Here is a 17,721-nt window from a genome sequence, read left to right on the forward strand (position 1 = left end):
TGGGGTTTCGCGGGGGCTTTGTCTGTTAGTGTGTGGAACCGGCAGCCTGGTTTTAAATCCGGCCAAACTTTTTTATCTTTTTTTCAAGTGCCGCATCCCGGCCGCTATGCGTTTACGGTGACCTGGAAGGACACGTTGTCGGTGAAGGTCAGCACACCCTCCTGACTATCCACGCGCAAGGTGACTACACCGCTGATGGTGGCTGTGCCCGGGGCGTTGGCAGTGAGCTGACAGCTGGTGGGTTCCTGGTCGCCCACCGTCACCACCGATGGATTGCTGCTGCTCCACACGGTAGAGGCGATGGTAAAGTTGGTATACAGGGAATAGGAGGAAAATCCGTGATACCGGCTCTGCCCCATACTGAGGGTGATGCCGTCCAACTGGTAGTCCCAGGGCACTTCATTCTTGGCCTGCACGGTAATGGTATAGTGGACGTTGGGTTCCTGGGGGCTGACTGCCGTCAGCACCACCGTGCCGGGGGACAGGATGGTAAACCAGCCGGAGCTGTCAATGGGCGCCACACTGGAATTGGAGGAGCTGTAGGTCAACCCCGCCGGCAGACCGGCGTCAGAGGGATTCAGGTTTCCCCACTGTCCTCCAAAGCTGTAGCCGCGCCCCAGCTCAGCGCTCATGCTCCGGTTCTCCACCACCGGGGTCACCGGGGTTGGTGTAGGCGTGGGGGTTGGTCTGGGTGTTGCCGTGGGACTGGGAGTAACCGACGGCGTGGCCGAGGGCGTAGGACTGGGCGCGGCCGAGGGCATAGCCGATGGGGTGGGGGAAACCACAGCCATCACCGGGACACTGGGCTGAGGCTCCTGCGGGGGCCGGGTGGCCAGAAACACGCCGCCTCCCGTAGCCACAGCCGCCGCCACCAGCAGAATGGCCACCTTGCTGCCCAGGGTCAGACCCCCGCCCCCGGCACCAACCGCCGCCGAAGCGGAGGCGGCAGCAGTTGCGGTGGAAGCCGCCGAGGTGGAAGCCGCGGTGGTGGCCGCCGCAGCAGAGGAGCCTGCCGCTGCCGCCGCGGTGAGGCCCAGAGCCCCCTTGACGGCCAGCAGTCCCCGCTCCATGGTCTGCGGGTCCACCGCCAGATTCTGCTCCTGAAGCACCATGGCCAGGAAGAGCAGTCCCGGGTTGAGGGCATGGAGCCGCACGCCGTCCCGCTGCTCCCGCTGGAGGATCAGCTTCTCCAGCGCCTTGCGGGCGTAGTTCAGGCGGCTTTTGACGGTGCCCTCGGCACATTCCAGAATGGACGCAATGTGCTTAATGGGGCACTGGTCGTAGTAGTAGAGCATGACGGCGGTGCGCTGCTCGTCGGGGAGCTGGTCCACCAGCTCCCCCAAAATCAGGCCCGTGTCCCGCTCGCACAGGGTATCCTCCGGCGAGGACACGGGTGGGCCGGAATCCAGAAGGTCAAACATAGCCTCCTCCTCCAGAGCGAACTCACGGGAGTCGGTCTGCATCTTCCGCTGATGGAGGGCCAGCCGGACCGCAATGCCACCGATCCAGGACCGCAGGGACTCCGGGTCCTTCAGCTTGTCGATGGAGCGGAACACGGCGATGAATACGTCCTGCACCACCTGCTCGGCCTGATCGGCCTGCCCCAGGATCTTCATGGCCTGGAGATAGACCATGCGGTAACAGGCCTGATACAGTCGGGTAAAGACCTCCTCATCCCCCGCCCGAAGCCGGGCTACCGCCTCGGTGTTGGACAAATCGGACAAAAGCTGCATATGACTTCCTCCCTTTGGAACGTTTCTGTCTGTTTGTGTTGGAAAAGGCTCCGCCGGTTTTATTCCCGCGAAAATTTTGTCTCAGTTTTTCTCCATTGTACCACCATTCCTCCCCACTTGAAATATGCTGCTGACCCAAACAGCAAAAGCGGGACGCACCCTGAAGGGCGCGTCCCGCATAAGATCAGCTTTTCTTGTCCCGCCTCCGCTTGCGGTCCCTCCGCCTGCTGAGGAAACGTCTGAACTTGTTTCCAAACAGATGGAAGATGGCATACCCGGCGGTGATGGCCACCCCAACAAACAGGATCCGCTGGAGCAGATGGATTACGGAGCCGGAAAACACATCGCTCCAGGTGGCGATATAGTCATACCCGTCGATCCAGGCGGAAAAGATGGCCAGAATGGAGATGATGGCCAGAGAGGTGTCCATCCGCTTGGAGTCGTTGCGGTCAATGATGTCGCACTTGGTGTCAAACACCGTCTGCATCTGGGCCTGATTGCGCTGCATGAATGCCAGCTGGTCCTTGATCTTGAAGGCCTGGCGCAGCATATCGATGGACTTCTGGGAGGTGGGGTAGTTCACCTGAATGTCCCAGAAATCAATGGTTTTGGAGAAGTTGTCGTAGATATTCTCCACCTGCTTGAGAAACTCCACCGGCTCGTCCACCGCCTTTGAGGTAATGAGGCGGATGATCTCCCGGTCGGCGATCTGGATGGCGGCCTCCTCCAGCAGAATGAGCTCGATGTAAAACAGGGTGATGGATTCCTCGCACAGCCGGTCCCGCAGGGTGGCCTGAAAGTCGGGGGTGAACTGGAGCACCACGTTGCTGTAGGCGCACACAAAGGCCCGGTCATACTGCCCCATGCCCTTTTCCGAGCTGATGGCGGCCACGATCTCCCGGTCCACGATCTCACCGAAATTCTCCCCGTCGGGGTAGATGGTCTCGGCGGCCAGCAGGGAGGCGATCTGGCTGGACTTCAGGCAGCTCTTGGCCTTGGGGATAACCGCAAAGATCTTGGGGGTGCCCCGCTTGATCACCCCATAGTTCAGGCTGACAAAGTCAAAGAAATTGGTGTGGCTGCCGTCCGCTCCCACCACCATCAGATTGTTGCGGATGATGTTGTCCATCAGGTGGCTGATGAGGAAGGGGGAGGAGAGGGAGTACCAGGTCAGCACTCCGCAGTTGCTGTCGGTGTCAATGGAGATGTACAGATCCACGAAGGCGGGAGCGCCGATGGGGTCGCCTGCCTCGTCGTAGCAGTCCACCGTTCCCTCTCTGGTGATCTGGACCGGAATCTTGCCCAGATAATAGCGCCTGATGCGGCGCTTGAAGCCGGCCAGATCGTCCACATCCTCCAGCTGGGAGGGGACCCCCGCCTCATAGTGGGTGCGGAAGTCCATGTCCTTCAGCAGAGCGGCGGCTTTGCGGTCGGGCTGAGCCGGGCAGTCCTCCAGCAGGTCCATGGACCGGTACTGAACGGGCACCGACACAAACACATCGGGGATCACCGCCCATTCCGCCTGGCGGGAAGGGAGCATCTCCTCCAGCACGCCGTTCATCAGGGGCGGAGCGGGATAGGGGGTTTTCCGGACATAAAAGACCCGGTCCCCCGCCATATGCTCCTCATACTGGGCCACGTTGATGAGCCGCTGGTACTGCAAATAGCTGTCGTAGTCCAGCTCCACCACGGCCCCCATGGCCAGCTCCCCCTGCCGGGTCACAAAGCAGGCCACGCCGTGGTCCTCCACTGTGCCGTACCCGGCCACCGCCGTCTGTTCCTTCACCACACGGCAGGGGATCTGATACCGCTCCAGCAGGCCGGGGGAGGGGAGCAGCAGCTTGACCGTGCTGCCGATGGAGCAGGTATGGGCGGGGTCCTGGGGGGCATGGATGATGAGATTGTAGTCCTTGTCGATCTCCCGGATGGAGAAGTTCCGCTTCCGGTAGATCCCCAGGGAGTCCGGGTTGGACACGTCGCTGACCAGGTAGTGCCGGGGATAGTCCTTCAGGATCAGGTCGATGAGGCAGGCCCCCAGGCCCCGGTTCTGGCAGGCGGGGCGCACCGCCACCGACAGCAGGTAGAGCACATTCCCAGGCAGCCCCTCCACCACGTCGTGGAGGGACGCGCTGTAGGGGAGGCCCTGGCCCCCATCCTCCCCGGCGAAGATCATCCGGAAGGAGGCAAAGTCCTCCCCCCGCACCTTACGGTAATCAAAGCAGAGCAGGAAGGCCGTCAGGGTGTCCCCGTCCCAGATCCCCCGGCAGTCTCCGTGCCGGAGGCAGTACAGCAGGCTGGGCCCGTAGGCCTTCCTCATATCCTGCATACGGGTGGCTTCCGAGGGGAAGGAGCGCTTGTAGAAATGATCGTCCTGGAAGCACTGACAGAACAGCTCCATCACCTGCTCCATATGACAGTCTCGCAGCATCCCGGTCGTCATGTCACATTACCTCAACCACATATTTTTTCAGCAGTTCCATGGGGTGGTAGGCCTGCTTGGCCCGCCGCAGGCCGGGGTCCCCCATATCCTCTTCCCGGTTGATATAGGTCACGTCTCCCCCCGTGTAAGCGGCGGCAAACTGATTGACCAGCATCTGATAGGCGCCCTTGCAGCTTCGGTCGGCCTTTTCGATGTGGGTAAACAGGGTGTCGTTGACAATCTCCCCCAGGGAGAAGCCCACGATGGACCCGTCGGCGGTGAGCACGCCCCCCACCATGCCGTACCGGTCCAGATTTTGCAGCACCTCCAGGACCCGGTCGTTTTCCTCCCGCTCCGTGGCCCCGGCGCCCGCGCCGGACAGATAGGTCTGGGTGAAAAAGGCCTCCACCGCCCCTACGTTTCCAGCGGTCAGGGGCTCAAAGGACCACCCCTCCACCCCCCGCTTGAACTGGCTGATCTGGTTGCGCTGGCCGCTGTACCGCTTCCCCCCCAGCTGGGCCAGATCGGAGGCCTGATACAGATAGTCGGCAAAATCGGTCTGCTCGCTGACGGCACACCCCGGACAGATGGCCTGGAATTCCTCCAGATAGCACTCCGGGACGGTGCAGAACCGCAGCGGGCCGCCCTCGGTCTGCCCCTTCAGCACCTGGATGCCGCCGGCCACATCGCCCCCCAGAGGGAGATTGTAGTACACCTGGCCGTCCTGGTCGTGGAGACGGGAATAAAAGATCTCCCCGTCCATGGCATATTCCATTTTATAGTAATTCCGCCACATGAACATTCCGCCCACGGTAAAGTCGCAGGTCCTGGATTTCATCTGCCGGAAATAAGGCTGAACAAGAGGGATCTCATTCAGCGTCAGTTGCTTAAATTGCATGATGTGTCTCTTTTCTTTGTCGTAATAGGATCGCTGGCCCCCGCAGCGGCAAACAGCAGGGAAGGGCTCTGGAGCTGTGCGCTCCTGTATCATGCCCGTTTTTGTCCTTTTTCTTCCATAAGAGGGCCTGTTTTTCGCTTTGAGGCTCCTCTATTATCTACCAAGCCGCTCTACATTACAAGTCCCTTTGCTGCCGGAGCAGAAATATCTGTCGGTCCCCCCTCATATACTCCACCAGTGAATGAATGGAGGAGTGTTGCTGCTTGAAAGGGAACATCGAGGAACGCGCCTGCCGGCTGGCGCTTTACATCATAGAGAACCGTGCCACGGTGCGGGCCGCCGCCCGGCAGTTCGGCATCAGCAAATCCACCGTACATACAGATGTAATAAATTAGAATGTTTTATATGGGCAATACAATAAGGTTGACACGACCATAAGGTTTGTTACTCTGTTTTTAGGTAACCGTCAAATTGTTACCGGAACCCGTGGAGCATACCAATGAACAGGTTTTCCTGCTTGGCGTTGGGGAAGAACTCCACATACCGCTCACCGCAGTGGTGGCAGACCATAGCAAAGCAGGCAACAGAGTATTCTTCTCCGGTGAAAGACTGGACCTTGGTAAAGCCCCAGTCCATCTGGAACGCGTCTCCGGGGCCGGTGGTGTACCGCCGCCCACGGTTTCCCTGCGGAGCAACCGCATAGCGAGCAGGCGGAATGAGATGCTGGTGCGCCAGGATGTAGTTTTTAATCGTGGTCTGGCTGCCAGTATATCCGTTTGCACGGAGCCTGCTGAGGCACACAGCGGAGTTTGTCACGCCGTTCTTCAGCAGACCATCCAGGATACCTGTATAGCCGCTCAGGAGCGTGGTGCTCGCTTTCCGGCCCTTTGCGGCGTGCTCAGTGTCCTCACAAAGCCGTGCTCCTTCATCCGGCGCAGTCTGGCGCGGGAAATCCCGGTACGGCGCTTCAGCTCTGCAAGATTGACCTTCTCCAGCGAGAACTTGTCTCCCTGCTCGGCCATCATCTGCTCAATGGCTTTTGCCACCGCCGGGGACATGGCTGCGAAATTAGGTTGTTTCATCTTGTCTCCTTTCACCGGGGGCTGGCTATACCCCCAGTGTAAAGGAACTGCTCAAATTGTAAATAACGATTGGCGATTTTCGTCCGGCCAAAATTGGCGATTTTCACCCGGCCCGGAATGGCGGTTTTCGCCCGGCGCTAACAAAATCTCCGGGCGTATAAAAAGGCCGCCATCTCAGTGCGCAGGCATTGAGATGGCGGTCGGCATTTTCATTATGGTTTTGGAATTTTACATTCCTGGGGTGCGTTCGCCGGGAGGAAAGATTCTGCCCAAGCCTCATCGGTCTGGCTCAACCCCGGTGCGTTGTGCAGGAGCCAAACCAGGTAGCGGTAGGGATCCAGGTTATTCTCCTTTGCGGTCTCAATCAGGCTGTAGATCACGGCGCTGGACTGGGCGCCGGCAGGGGTGTTGGAAAAGAGCCAGTTCTTCCGGCCCATTACAAAAGGCTTTATGCTGCGCTCGGCACGGTTATTGGAGAGCTCCAGCCTGCCGTCCTCCAGATAGCGTACCAGGTAGGGCCACTGCTCCCCCAGATAGTGCAGGGCCTTGCCCAGGGCAGACTTGGGCGCGGTTTTGGCGCTGGACTCATTTGCCCATACCAACAAAGCGTCCAGAACCGGTCTTTACAGTTCCAGTCGCTTGGTATAGCGTTCTCCTGGCATCAGTTCCATGATAGACTACTCCATCTAAAACAACCTAATGCAATAACGCTCGTCAGTTGTCGCTAGAAAATCCTATGGTTCCTTTTCGGGCAACGTATACAGTGGCTCATTAACTTTTTGCCTAGCGTGTGCCCATCTGCTTACCATCTAAATGTGCTCTGGACAGTTTGTGGTAGTTGTCTACTTGTAATTAGCCGGAAAAGTCTCTATGCGGGCCTCCACTCGCTGGCTGCATTCCACCAGTTGATATTGCTAATTAGTTCTCTGTAAGCACGTTACTTTCTCCATACCTGTACCTCACTATCTCAAAGTCTTGTACGATTTTTGATACTTCCGTGTACTACACCATACACTTGTTTTCGGTAAAATGAAAATGTAGCAAATGGTACTCAAAAAGTGAGCACCCCAATGGCAAATAAAAAGAGCCATTGTCAGCACCTGAAATAAACGCTACCCTTTAGGTGGGATAACCATAAGGGGGTAGCAGAAAGGTGTTACGAATGGCTCAAATCAAGTATATCAAAGACCTCTACGAAAATGAAGAGGCAAGTTTGCGGGAAATATGCCGCATAACCGGCCACAGCTTTGAGACTGTCCGCAAGTACGCCTACCAGGAAAACTGGAGCGAGGACAATCTGCCGGATATTGAGCCACAGAGCTATCCGGTGCTGCAAGACTTCATCCCCATCATTGATAAATGGCTGGAGGAGGACCGAAAGGCCCCCAGGAAACAGCGCCATACAGTAATGCGGATTTACCACCGCCTGTGTGATGAGCATGGGTTTACTGGCTGCTATTCCACCGTGAAGAAGTATGTCCGCAAGAAAAAATATGTCATGAAAACTCTGAGTGCCGGGTATCTCCCTCTGGAGCACCCCAAAGGCTGGGGACAGGTGGACTTTGGCCTTGCGGAAGGCGAATGGGCCGCTACCGGAGAACGCTTTCCGTTCTATGCGCTGACGATCTCATTCCCCGGCTCTAACAACGGAGTAACGCAAGCGTTCCCGTCTCAAAACCAAGAGTGCCTGCTGGAAGGCATGAAGCGGATTTTTGAGCACATTGGCGGCGTCCCTCCCAGGCTGCGGTTTGACAACATGACCACGGCGGTTGCTCAGGTACTAAAAGATGGTGAGCGTGTCCTTACGGAGGGCTTTACCCGCTTTATGCTCCACTACCGTTTCCAGGCTGATTTTTGCAATCCGGCTTCCGGCAACGAAAAAGGCAATGTAGAGAACAAGGTTGGTTACAGCCGCCGCAATGCGTTTGTCCCGGTCCCAGTCATTACCTCGTTTGAGGAATTTAATGAACAGCTCTTGGAGTGGTGCGAAAAGGACGCTGACCGGCTCCACTACAAGCACAAGGTTCCCATCCGGGAACTTTGGGAAGAGGACAAGGCGGCACTTTTAGAGCTGCCGCAGTATCCCTTCTCTGTGTTCCGCTAGTCGTACTCACCCGCCAGATTGTGGGCATCGTGATAGAAGGTGTTGGCCTCATCGCCCGACTTCACCACGCCGGTCAAGCCGTGGACCGCCAGATTCATCAGGCACAGCTGGGCATTGTACTCCACCTTTTCCTGACCGTAAAAGGTCATGGCAGAGTTGGCCTGCATTCCGGCGTGCTCCACAAAGTCGCCGGTCTGGACAAACATACCACCGCTGCCGCAGGCCGGGTCCAGCAGGACGCCCTGGGTGGGTTCCAGTACATTGACGATCATTTTAACCAGGGACTTGGGGGTGAAGAACACGCCGTCATCCTGGGCGATATTCTTGGCAAATTTATTGAGGAAGTACTCGTAGATCCGGCCCACAATGTTGCCGCCCACTTCGTCCAATGCGCTGTTGTTGAAGATCCGCAGCAGCTCGGCCAGCAGTTCATCGGAGAACATGGTGTAGTCCTTGGGCATCACACCGGAAAGCTGCTCACTCTGCTGCTCCACCAGCGTTGTTCACCACTTCGCCCAGGCTGTTCATGACCTCACCCCGCCAGTTGGTCAGCCCGGCGGCGGGGATATTCTCCGGCAGCTCCACCAGATAAGCATACTGGGCCTCACGGGGGAGAAACAGGGCACTGCAGGAGGCAAAGTCGCTGGCCTCCACCGGCAACACTCGCCCACCGCGCATGGGACGATCCTTCAGAATCTCCGCCTCTACCAGTTTGAAGCGGCTGTAAGCATAGCGCAGGAAGATCAGGCCGAGGACAGGCATACAATATTGGTTTGAGGTCAACTTGGAGCCAGCCCGCAGCAAGTCGGCGGATTCCCACAGCTCAGCTTCCAATTTACGAATGTTAATCATACCATTCTCTCCATGTATCGATTATTTTTTATCCATTATAACGACTATTTTATCATGTATCAAGGTTCTGTATTGTTTACAACATAATCCCTTCGTCCTGATAATGAGACACGAGATCCATTGCAAAGCCAGCAGTGGATCTCGTGTCTTATTGAATCACATTTATAACAAGACATTTAAAGATTGCCAATTGTAACGGCCTGCCGCCTTACCACCAAATAGTGTCAAGGTCCTGACAGTATCTAAGATTCTATCAGCAAACCACAGCGCCAGACTGGACACCACAGCTCAGAAGTGGAAAGAAACCTATAATGTAGTTAATATCCGAAAGTTTCATCCTCTGATGAAACAGTTTGATAAGCTCCAGGTCAATCCTGTGACGCTGACCAACAGAGAACAGCAGGGGATTTCCTGTCTGCGTACTGTTATAGAGGAGCGTTGGAATAGTCAATTTTGTGCAGAAGAATGTGGAAAATAAGTAGAAATATAATGAGATCACCAACATTCATATAAGAAACGGTGATTTACGTTCAGACACCTGACACAGACTAGGCCGTTTTCAAATCACTTTAACAGGAGGTATCTCACATGAAGTATATTCCCTATCGTGACATGAAGGAGTTCTACACCATCCCGGAGTTGTGCCGTCTCTTCGAGATGGACAAGCCGGAGCTGAGACAATACGCCGACAAGTATGCCATCGGCCCGGTGGAGGACCCGTTCGGCAACTGGGGATTCCTCAAGGCTGACGTGCGGAAACTGCATAATGCCATCTACAAAGAGCAGCGGGGCTACCAGTCTAAAAGCAATAGCAGCTTCCAACAGGATCCCTGGGCATGAGCGAGATCCTAACTGTAAAGGAGGCGGCAGCATTGCTCAAAACCAGCCGCCAGCAGATCCGCAGGATGATCCAGAATGGAGAACTCCCGGCCGTCAAGGTGGGCCGGGAGTGGAGGATCAGCAGAAATGCCCTGCTGGATTATCTGGGGTTCCCGTACTGACGGGAACCCCATTTTATTTAACCATTGTTTCTAAGAAACCAATCAGCGCCAGTTTTTGTTCCTCTGTGAGTTTGGTAATCTGGCGCAGCAGCCGGTCCAGCTCTGTATCCTGGTCGGACGGAATATCAAAGAAGTCCCGCAGAGAGATTTGCAGGACAGTCTTGCACAAGAGGGCTTTTCACATTTTTGTATTATCATTGCATTTATTTCCTGGCCTCAATAAGGTATTTACGCTTCCGGTTTTTTATGTAGCCAACAGAGTTGAGTGTTCCATTTATCGGTCTTTATAATTTCAATATATTTGTATAAACATTGAATTTTTACATTAAAAAGGGTATAATCAATAAATAGCAGTCAATTTGTTCGATTTTTAAACATAAAGTAAAGAAGTCCGCAAAGCGGACTTCTTTACTCACACACTGTGAAGCCGGAAAAACCGGCGTTTTTGGCAAAGCCGTATTTGAACCTGTCGTGTTGTCTTAGATGGTAGTCTAGACATTTTTATTATAGTTGGGATCGACACAGATGTCAATCTATTTTGGAGGGGAAGGATCATGAAGAAAGAGGGGTACTTTGTTGGTCTCGATATTGGAACTGATTCTGTCGGATGGGCAGTAACAACGCCGGAATACCAGCTGATCAAACGCAATGGAAAATCTATGTGGGGTGTGCGCCTTTTTGACGGAGCACAGACTGCCCAGGAGCGACGCGGTTACCGTGTAGCCAGGAGGCGGATCGAACGGCGCAGGCAGCGCCTCCAGTGGTTACAAGAGGTATTTGCTCAGCCCGTTGGTCAAGTGGATCCCGCCTTTTTCCAACGTCTTAGGGAAAGCAAGTTTCTGGAGGAGGATAAGCAGGCGGATGTGCCGCTGGGACGATATACCTTGTTTGCAGATAAAGAGTACTGCGACCGGGATTACCACAAGCAGTTTCCGACGATCTATCACCTACGAAAGGCACTAATGGAGCAACCTGAGCCATTTGATGTGCGGCTGGTTTACCTTGCTTTGCACCATATTATGAAAAATCGCGGCCATTTTTTGTACGGTGAGCTTTCGTTGGAGACTATATCCCTGGAAACCGGACTGGAACGCCTTTCGCAAGCAATGGAGACAGAGATGGAGAGGACACTGACTCCCGGCGATACCCAGCAATTGAAAGAGGTTCTCATCTCTCGTACACTTAATAAGACGCGGCGAAAAAAGCGACTTGCAGAACTCTTTTCTGTTACTAAAGATGATGGCCCTTGTTATGCTGTCACTGAGTTGCTTGCAGGAGGAAAGGTATCACTGGACGCTCTGTACGGCGAGGGTACTGCCACGGATGAGATTGCCAAAATCAGTTTGGAAGAAGATTTTGAGGCAGTTGAAGAAAAACTGCTCTCTGTTTTGGGAGATCGCATTGAATTGATTCTGGCTGTAAAAGAAATCTATGACTGGGCGCTGCTGGAGGTCATGCGAGGCGGAGAACAATACCTTTCCTGTGCCAAAGTTAAGATCTATCAAAAACACGAAGATGATTTAAAGTGCCTGAAGGCTGCGGTGAAGGCTGTGAGAGATCCGCAGCTCTACCGAGAGATATTCCATCTGGCCGGTGAAAAGCTAGACAACTATCCAGCCTATTCAGGTAAGGGCGCAAAAAACCACCGGTGTAGCTACGATGCCTTTCGTAAGTATATGATATCAAAGCTAAAAGGAGTAAAAGAGAAATCTAGAGATATTCAGATTATCTTGGACGAGCTGGAACAGGGAACATTTCTGCCTAAGCAGACCAGCAAGGACAATGGCGTGATCCCGCACCAACTGCATGAGGCGGAGTTGATCAAGATCCTGGAAAATGCCTCTGTATATTTGCCGTTTTTGAAGGAGAAGGATGAGAGCGGGCTGACAAGAGCGGAACAGATCCACCGGATGTTCTGTTTCCGAATCCCTTACTACATAGGTCCGCTGGACAGCCGCTCGGAGCATAGCTGGATCGTACGCAAGAATGAGAAAATTTACCCATGGAATTTTGACCAGGTGGTGGACCTGGAGGAGTCTCGCCGGGGCTTCATTACGAAAATGACTGCGAAGTGCAGTTATATCGGAGAGGACGTTCTTCCTAAAGATTCCCTGCTTTACACGAAATTTATGGTTCTCAACGAACTGAACAACCTGAAAGTCAATGGTGCCGGTATTTCCGTCCAGACAAAGCAGGGCATTTATCGAGACTTGTTTCTGACCGGAAAGAAAGTTACTCAGGCCAAGCTGCGCACCTATCTGGGCCTAGAAAAAGAGGACGAGCTTTCAGGCTTTGATCAGGAAATGAAAGGAACACTGGCACCCTGGAGGCACTATGTCTGGCTGCTGGATCGCCCTGGTGGCCTGGATATGGCAGAAGAGATCATCCGCCATATCACCCTCTTTGGTGAGGACAGAAAGCTTCTGCAGGGGTGGTTGAAGAAAACCTATGGAGAGCTTCTGGCACCAGAGGAGCAGAAGAAGGCCCTTGCTTTCAAATGCAGTGGCTGGGGCAGGCTGTCCAGGGAATTCCTCACTGGTGTATTCCATACTGACCCCGAAACTGGTGAGGCATTCTCCATTTTGGATATGCTCTGGAACACCAATGATAATCTGATGGAACTGCTCAGCGGCCGGTATACTTTTGCTCAGGCGGTGGCGGCCCGTCGTGCGGAGAAGCTAGCAAACAATAGCCTTACTTTGCGAAGCTATCTGGATGAGTCCTACGCATCACCCTCCATCAAACGGGCTATCTACCAGGTGATGGGGATCGTAGGGGAGATCGCAGGAATTATGAAATGTCCACCCAAGCGAATCTTTCTGGAAATGGCCCGGGAAGACGGGGAAAAGGGAAAGCGAACGGTATCCAGAAAAGCAGAATTGACGGAGCTGTATCAGAAGTGCGGCGAGGAGTCATCGCCCCTTTTTGCACAGCTGTCAGATGTACCGGAAGGAAACCTGCGGCGGGACAAGCTCTACCTCTACTATACTCAATTGGGTAAATGTATGTATGGTGGTGAGAGTATCGACCTGAACCGGCTGGACAGTGACTATGATATTGACCATATCTATCCCCAGAGCAAGATCAAAGACGACAGTATCCGCAACCGCGTACTGGTCAAGCGGCAGTTAAACGCAGAAAAAGATAACAACTATCCTCTGGCCCTGGAGATCAGGGAAAAGATGCGCCCCTTCTGGACTATGCTGCAGAAAAAGGGGCTGATATCGAAAGAAAAATACGAGCGGCTGATACGGGCCACTCCATTTAGTATAGAAGAGCAGGCGGGCTTTATTGCCCGGCAACTGGTGGAGACCCGCCAGTCCAGCAAGATCGTAGCGGAGCTTTTACAGCGGCGCTTTGGGGAAGAGACCGAGGTAGTCTATGTCAAGGCAGGCAATGTTGCGTCCTTCCGGCAGGACCAGCGGCTTACCGACAACGGCGAGCAGATGCAGGCCGGCCAGTGTAAAAACCAGAACACGGTGCAGGATCCCCTCTTTGTCAAATGTCGTGAGGTCAACGACTATCACCACGCCAAGGACGCCTATCTCAACATCGTGGTGGGAAATGTGTATCATATCAAATTTACCCGTAGCCCAGCTAACTTCCTTCGGCAGAAGGATGCAAAGTACAGCCTCAACCGGATGTTTGACTTTGATGTACAGCGGGGCACGGAGCAGGCCTGGGCAGTAGGCCCAGAGGGCAGCATTTCCACAGTGCGCCGCACAATGGCGAAAAACAATATTCTCTTTACCCGTCGGTCGGCAGAGGTCAAGGGCGGCCTTTTTGATCAGATGCTGGTTCCCAAAGGGAAAGGGCAGGCGCAAAGTAAGAGTTCCGATCCTCGGCTGAGCATTAAGAACTATGGGGGATACAACAAGCTCACGGGTGCCTACTTTATCCTGGTGGAACACACCAGCAAAAAGAAGCGGGTACGGTCGCTGGAGACTGTATTTCTCATGCACAAGAGTTGGTACGAGCGGAACCCGGAGGACTACTGCCGGGAGGCACTGGATCTGAAAGACCCTAAAATTTTGGTACCCAAAATCAAGATCAACGCCCTGATCTCCTACGACGGTTTCCGGATGCATATTTCAGGGCGGACAGGATCTCAGATTATCTATAAAAATGCCAACCAGCTTGTGATCTCTCCTCAATGGCAGCAGTATATCAAAGGCATCTCCAAGTATCTGGAACGATGTAAAAAGGCAGGGCAGGAATTGCCGGTCACTGTGTTTGACAGGCTGACCGCAGAAGAAAACCAGCAGCTCTATGCTATGCTGTTGGAAAAGCTGGAAAATCCGCTGTACCGGATCAAACTGGAGACGACAGCCAGGACTGTGAGGGAAAATACGGAGCGGTTTGGAACGCTTTCCGTGCCGGATCAGTGTAAGATCCTGCTGCAGCTGCTCAATCTCTTTTCCAACAATGCCGCCAGCGCAGACTTAAAGCTGCTTAACGGAAAGGCCGGCATTGGTATTCTATTAACCTCGAAAAATCTTGATAATTATGCCGGACATAGCTTCAAGCTTATCCACCAGTCCATCACCGGTTTCTTTGAACGGGAGGTCGATCTGCTTACAGAGGAGCCATCATGAGCTGGCGGGTGGTAGTAGTGTCCAGCAACGCTAAAGTAGACTACAAGCTGGACTATCTGGTGGTACGTACTTTGGAGGAAGTGAAACGGGTCCATCTCAGCGAGATCGGGGTTCTGATTGTAGAGAGTACTGCCATCTCTATTACCTCCTACTTGCTCTGTGAACTGCTGCGGCGAAAGGTCAAAGTAATTTTCTGCGACCACGAGCGTAATCCCTGCGGGGAACTGGTACCAACCCACGGTTGCCATGACAGCAGCGCCAAGATCCGCCAGCAGCTTAAATGGACAGAAGGAGTGCGGCAGCAGGTATGGACGGAAATTGTGCGGGAAAAGCTCCGGCGGCAGCGATCTCACCTGCGCCACCGGGGCCTGACCCAGGCAGATCGTCTGACCGCCTATTTGGAGGAGATTGCATGGAACGATGCCACCAACCGGGAAGGCCATGCAGCCAAGGTTTACTTCAACGCCCTCTTTGGCATGGAGTTTACAAGGACGGAGGATACTCCCATAAATGCAGCTTTGAACTACGGTTATAGCCTGATCCTCTCGGCGATCAACCGAGAAATCTCCGCTGCCGGTTATCTGAACCAGCTGGGGCTCGCCCATGAAAACACCTATAATCCCTTTAACCTGGGCTGCGATCTGATGGAGCCACTGCGGCCATTGGTGGACAGCACTGTGTTGGATTTGCATCCGGAACGACTGGAGCGAGCGGAAAAGCTGGTCCTGGTCAATCTGCTCAACCGGGAAGTGCTGTACGACGGGAAGTGGCAATATCTGCTCTACGCCATGCGTCTCTATTGCGGCGGGCTGTTTCGTGCCCTGCAAAGCGGCGATATGTCGGAAATCAAATGGATTGACTATGAATGGTAGATTTATGCGTGTGATCGTCTTTTTTGACCTGCCGGTGGGAACTGCGGCAGAGCGGCGGGAATATACTCGCTTTCGCAAGGGTCTGGTTAAGGACGGATTTTTGATGATGCAGGAGTCCGTTTACTGTAAGCTTGCCCTCAATCCCACAGCGGCCAACAGTATTATGGCCGCTGTTCGGGCCAGACGGCCTGCGGCAGGTCTGATTCAAATGCTGGTGGTCACCGAAAAGCAGTTTTCCCGGATGGAGTTTGTACTGGGAGAGCATCACTCTCAGATCATTGATGATGAAGAACGGCTGGTGATTTTATGAGGTTGACCCACACCATGCTTTCCGCCCCCATTCATATCCGGGAAAATGTGATCCCCGTGCTGGTTGCGGAACACCCTGTTCTTTTTCGCCGCTTCGTTCTCTCCCTCGGCCGGCAGGCTGAGGGAGAGGACGGGGAGTTTATCCTTTCCCTTGACTATGAGCCGCTGGACTGTGGGGAGCATCTCCAGGTCATACGGGACTATACAGCGCTTTCCGTGGATAACAGAAAGCTGCAAAACCGGTTCCAGGCCCTGTTGCAATCGGTGGTACGGGATGAGCTGCAGGAACAGACCGACCATTTGCAGCAAATGATTGTTGACTATCTGCAAACTGTAATCACCGCAATAGAGTACCCTATATCCTTTTCGGGCGGAGAGTATGTTTCTCCCCTGCTCAAGGCATTGAAGTGCCAGCCTGTTCTGGAGGGCGAGGAACCTCTGGAGCAGCTATTTCATTACCTGACTCTTTATCATGGACTCCTGAAAAATCAGTGTTTTGTTCTGGTGGGAGCCCACTGCTATTTTTCCCGGGAGGAATTGGAGGAACTTTACCGCATGGCAGGATATCAGAAGTGGAGACTCCTGCTGCTGGAACCCTGTGCGGTGGTTCCTCTGCCAAACGAAGAGATCTGCCTTCTGGACCGAGATCTTTGCGAATTGCGCCTTGAATCCGGCGGAAAAAAGGGGTAAACTGAGAGCAGTAGGTCGATACCATCTAAAACAACACAGCGCGTGTCGTGGCGTTTTCTCGATTTGAGGTTTGAGAGTCGTGTTGTTTTAGATGGTAGTCAAACAATCATGTCGTATCCCGGATGGTGACTGTTGTTTGAGAGTCGTGTTGTTTTAGATGGTAGTCAAACTGCGCTTGCCTGTCTTGCGCTCCACCACCCGTTTGAGAGTCGTGTTGTTTTAGATGGTAGTCAAACGAATGATAGTATTTGATAGCTCTTGACATTGTTTGAGAGTCGTGTTGTTTTAGATGGTAGTCAAACCAATGTCTCACCTCCGTGCATAAAGAGGCAGTTTGAGAGTCGTGTTGTTTTAGATGGTAGTCAAACTCACAGTGACCAGGCCACCACCATGATCTAGTTTGAGAGTCGTGTTGTTTTAGATGGTAGTCAAACGAACCGCTCCGATTACAGCTATTTGTTTTAGTTTGAGAGTCGTGTTGTTTTAGATGGTAGTCAAACGTTATCGGGAGGCATAACCCTTACTTAAAAGTTTGAGAGTCGTGTTGTTTTAGATGGTAGTCAAACTTACCCATCTGCTATTGATGTAGCTCATTCGTTTGAGAGTCGTGTTGTTTTAGATGGTAGTCAAACTATTGCACTGCTCTTTGCTGGTTGCCCATCGTTTGAGAGTCGTGTTGTTTTAGATGGTAGTCAAACCAGGTCTCACTCCGTAATGCGCAGCGTACTGTTTGAGAGTCGTGTTGTTTTAGATGGTAGTCAAACTCTCCTACCATCGTTCATATCTATCTGGGGGTTTGAGAGTCGTGTTGTTTTAGATGGTAGTCAAACGCTGCGGTGGTGATCCGGTCATGGACCGTTGTTTGAGAGTCGTGTTGTTTTAGATGGTAGTCAAACCGTCGTGAAATTCATTCAGCACATCGGCGCGTTTGAGAGTCGTGTTGTTTTAGATGGTAGTCAAACTTTTAGACCAATTCGAGCGGGGAAACCATGGTTTGAGAGTCGTGTTGTTTTAGATGGTAGTCAAACCCGCAATCCCCTCATCACTGGTGCGTACGCCGCTCAAAAAGTGCAACTTGACCGCAGATGATGGTGCATAGCCACCGCTGGAATGGTGCACCCATTCCGCGGAAATGGTGCATGGCGGCCGGGGGCGTGGTGCACCGG

Annotated in this window: 15 protein-coding genes, 1 pseudogene and 1 CRISPR repeat array; of the genes and pseudogenes, 8 read left to right on the forward strand and 8 right to left on the reverse strand. The window is 53.6% G+C overall.

Annotated elements, in window-relative coordinates:
- Positions 1-104: 104 nt before the first annotated feature.
- The 3 genes from B5G06_RS10030 to B5G06_RS10040 all read right to left on the reverse strand — a co-directional run bounded on the left by B5G06_RS10030 (position 105) and on the right by B5G06_RS10040 (position 5,050).
- Positions 105-1,733: a sigma-70 family RNA polymerase sigma factor gene (locus B5G06_RS10030; RefSeq protein WP_087188936.1), complete on the reverse strand. Its 1,629-nt coding sequence runs from the start codon at positions 1,731-1,733 to the stop codon at positions 105-107.
- 184 nt (positions 1,734-1,917) lie between these two features.
- The gene (locus B5G06_RS10035) at positions 1,918-4,173 is read right to left on the reverse strand and encodes a GNAT family N-acetyltransferase (protein WP_087188937.1); all 2,256 of its coding nucleotides are present in this window, start codon (positions 4,171-4,173) and stop codon (positions 1,918-1,920) included.
- Between the two features lies 1 nt (position 4,174).
- On the reverse strand, positions 4,175-5,050 hold the full coding sequence (locus tag B5G06_RS10040; RefSeq protein ID WP_158094692.1) for a DUF2156 domain-containing protein: 876 nt from the start codon (positions 5,048-5,050) through the stop codon (positions 4,175-4,177).
- Between the two features lie 263 nt (positions 5,051-5,313).
- Between B5G06_RS10040 and B5G06_RS10045 the strand changes: the two are divergent.
- A pseudogene (locus tag B5G06_RS10045) lies at positions 5,314-5,436 on the forward strand (sporulation transcriptional regulator SpoIIID); the annotation flags it as partial.
- An 88-nt stretch (positions 5,437-5,524) separates the two neighbouring features.
- Here B5G06_RS10045 and B5G06_RS14105 read toward each other — a convergent pair.
- The 3 genes from B5G06_RS14105 to B5G06_RS10055 form a co-directional block, all read right to left on the reverse strand.
- Entirely contained in the window at positions 5,525-5,686 is a 162-nt protein-coding gene (locus B5G06_RS14105) for a hypothetical protein (protein ID WP_162607727.1), read from the reverse strand.
- Between the two features lie 221 nt (positions 5,687-5,907).
- Positions 5,908-6,132: a hypothetical protein gene (locus B5G06_RS10050; RefSeq protein WP_204220802.1), complete on the reverse strand. Its 225-nt coding sequence runs from the start codon at positions 6,130-6,132 to the stop codon at positions 5,908-5,910.
- A 212-nt stretch (positions 6,133-6,344) separates the two neighbouring features.
- Positions 6,345-6,746, reverse strand: coding sequence for an IS66 family transposase (locus tag B5G06_RS10055; RefSeq protein ID WP_255396451.1), 402 nt, complete (start codon positions 6,744-6,746; stop codon positions 6,345-6,347).
- 548 nt (positions 6,747-7,294) lie between these two features.
- Between B5G06_RS10055 and istA the strand changes: the two genes are divergently transcribed.
- Positions 7,295-8,236: an IS21 family transposase gene (istA, locus tag B5G06_RS10060; RefSeq protein WP_087188940.1), complete on the forward strand. Its 942-nt coding sequence runs from the start codon at positions 7,295-7,297 to the stop codon at positions 8,234-8,236.
- Here the strand turns inward: istA and B5G06_RS14405 are convergent.
- Entirely contained in the window at positions 8,233-8,730 is a 498-nt protein-coding gene (locus tag B5G06_RS14405) for an HsdM family class I SAM-dependent methyltransferase (RefSeq protein WP_242955450.1), read from the reverse strand. The genes istA and B5G06_RS14405 overlap by 4 nt on opposite strands.
- The gene (locus B5G06_RS14410; protein ID WP_242955451.1) at positions 8,714-9,088 is read right to left on the reverse strand and encodes a type I restriction-modification system subunit M N-terminal domain-containing protein; all 375 of its coding nucleotides are present in this window, start codon (positions 9,086-9,088) and stop codon (positions 8,714-8,716) included. The genes B5G06_RS14405 and B5G06_RS14410 overlap by 17 nt, the downstream gene beginning before the upstream one ends.
- Positions 9,089-9,676: 588 nt before the next feature.
- Here B5G06_RS14410 and B5G06_RS10070 point away from each other — a divergent pair.
- The 6 genes from B5G06_RS10070 to csn2 all read left to right on the forward strand — a co-directional run bounded on the left by B5G06_RS10070 (position 9,677) and on the right by csn2 (position 16,555).
- Positions 9,677-9,928, forward strand: a complete 252-nt coding sequence (locus B5G06_RS10070) for a hypothetical protein (RefSeq protein WP_087188941.1) — start codon at positions 9,677-9,679, stop codon at positions 9,926-9,928.
- The gene (locus B5G06_RS10075) at positions 9,925-10,089 is read left to right on the forward strand and encodes a helix-turn-helix domain-containing protein (RefSeq protein WP_087188942.1); all 165 of its coding nucleotides are present in this window, start codon (positions 9,925-9,927) and stop codon (positions 10,087-10,089) included. Before B5G06_RS10070 ends, B5G06_RS10075 begins: the two co-directional genes overlap by 4 nt.
- A 554-nt stretch (positions 10,090-10,643) precedes the next feature.
- A complete protein-coding gene (cas9, locus tag B5G06_RS10080; protein ID WP_087188943.1) occupies positions 10,644-14,684 on the forward strand; it encodes a type II CRISPR RNA-guided endonuclease Cas9 in 4,041 nt (1,346 codons plus the stop codon).
- Complete coding sequence (cas1, locus tag B5G06_RS10085) at positions 14,681-15,556, forward strand: type II CRISPR-associated endonuclease Cas1 (RefSeq protein ID WP_087188944.1); 876 nt, start codon at positions 14,681-14,683, stop codon at positions 15,554-15,556. The genes cas9 and cas1 overlap by 4 nt, the downstream gene beginning before the upstream one ends.
- Entirely contained in the window at positions 15,546-15,866 is a 321-nt protein-coding gene (gene cas2 / locus B5G06_RS10090; protein ID WP_242955452.1) for a CRISPR-associated endonuclease Cas2, read from the forward strand. The genes cas1 and cas2 overlap by 11 nt, the downstream gene beginning before the upstream one ends.
- The gene (csn2, locus tag B5G06_RS10095) at positions 15,863-16,555 is read left to right on the forward strand and encodes a type II-A CRISPR-associated protein Csn2 (protein ID WP_087188946.1); all 693 of its coding nucleotides are present in this window, start codon (positions 15,863-15,865) and stop codon (positions 16,553-16,555) included. The genes cas2 and csn2 overlap by 4 nt, the downstream gene beginning before the upstream one ends.
- 68 nt (positions 16,556-16,623) lie before the next feature.
- Positions 16,624-17,583: a CRISPR direct-repeat array (repeat unit 36 nt; unit sequence GTTTGAGAGTCGTGTTGTTTTAGATGGTAGTCAAAC).
- The last annotated feature ends 138 nt before the right edge of the window (positions 17,584-17,721 follow it).

The organism is Flavonifractor sp. An52, assembly GCF_002159385.1.
Lineage (GTDB): Bacteria > Bacillota > Clostridia > Oscillospirales > Oscillospiraceae > Flavonifractor > Flavonifractor avicola.

What these genes read in the sequence shown, in the direction of transcription:
- B5G06_RS10050 (WP_204220802.1), bottom strand. Translation starts at nt 6,132, where the DNA reads ATGAAACAACCTAATTTCGCAGCCATGTCCCCGGCGGTGGCAAAAGCC.
- B5G06_RS14410 (WP_242955451.1), bottom strand. Translation starts at nt 9,088, where the DNA reads ATGATTAACATTCGTAAATTGGAAGCTGAGCTGTGGGAATCCGCCGAC.
- cas2 (WP_242955452.1), top strand. Translation starts at nt 15,546, where the DNA reads ATGAATGGTAGATTTATGCGTGTGATCGTCTTTTTTGACCTGCCGGTG.
- cas1 (WP_087188944.1), top strand. Translation starts at nt 14,681, where the DNA reads ATGAGCTGGCGGGTGGTAGTAGTGTCCAGCAACGCTAAAGTAGACTAC.
- cas9 (WP_087188943.1), top strand. Translation starts at nt 10,644, where the DNA reads ATGAAGAAAGAGGGGTACTTTGTTGGTCTCGATATTGGAACTGATTCT.
- B5G06_RS10075 (WP_087188942.1), top strand. Translation starts at nt 9,925, where the DNA reads ATGAGCGAGATCCTAACTGTAAAGGAGGCGGCAGCATTGCTCAAAACC.
- B5G06_RS10035 (WP_087188937.1), bottom strand. Translation starts at nt 4,173, where the DNA reads ATGACGACCGGGATGCTGCGAGACTGTCATATGGAGCAGGTGATGGAG.
- B5G06_RS10030 (WP_087188936.1), bottom strand. Translation starts at nt 1,733, where the DNA reads ATGCAGCTTTTGTCCGATTTGTCCAACACCGAGGCGGTAGCCCGGCTT.
- csn2 (WP_087188946.1), top strand. Translation starts at nt 15,863, where the DNA reads ATGAGGTTGACCCACACCATGCTTTCCGCCCCCATTCATATCCGGGAA.
- B5G06_RS10040 (WP_158094692.1), bottom strand. Translation starts at nt 5,050, where the DNA reads ATGCAATTTAAGCAACTGACGCTGAATGAGATCCCTCTTGTTCAGCCT.
- B5G06_RS10070 (WP_087188941.1), top strand. Translation starts at nt 9,677, where the DNA reads ATGAAGTATATTCCCTATCGTGACATGAAGGAGTTCTACACCATCCCG.
- B5G06_RS14105 (WP_162607727.1), bottom strand. Translation starts at nt 5,686, where the DNA reads ATGGACTGGGGCTTTACCAAGGTCCAGTCTTTCACCGGAGAAGAATAC.
- istA (WP_087188940.1), top strand. Translation starts at nt 7,295, where the DNA reads ATGGCTCAAATCAAGTATATCAAAGACCTCTACGAAAATGAAGAGGCA.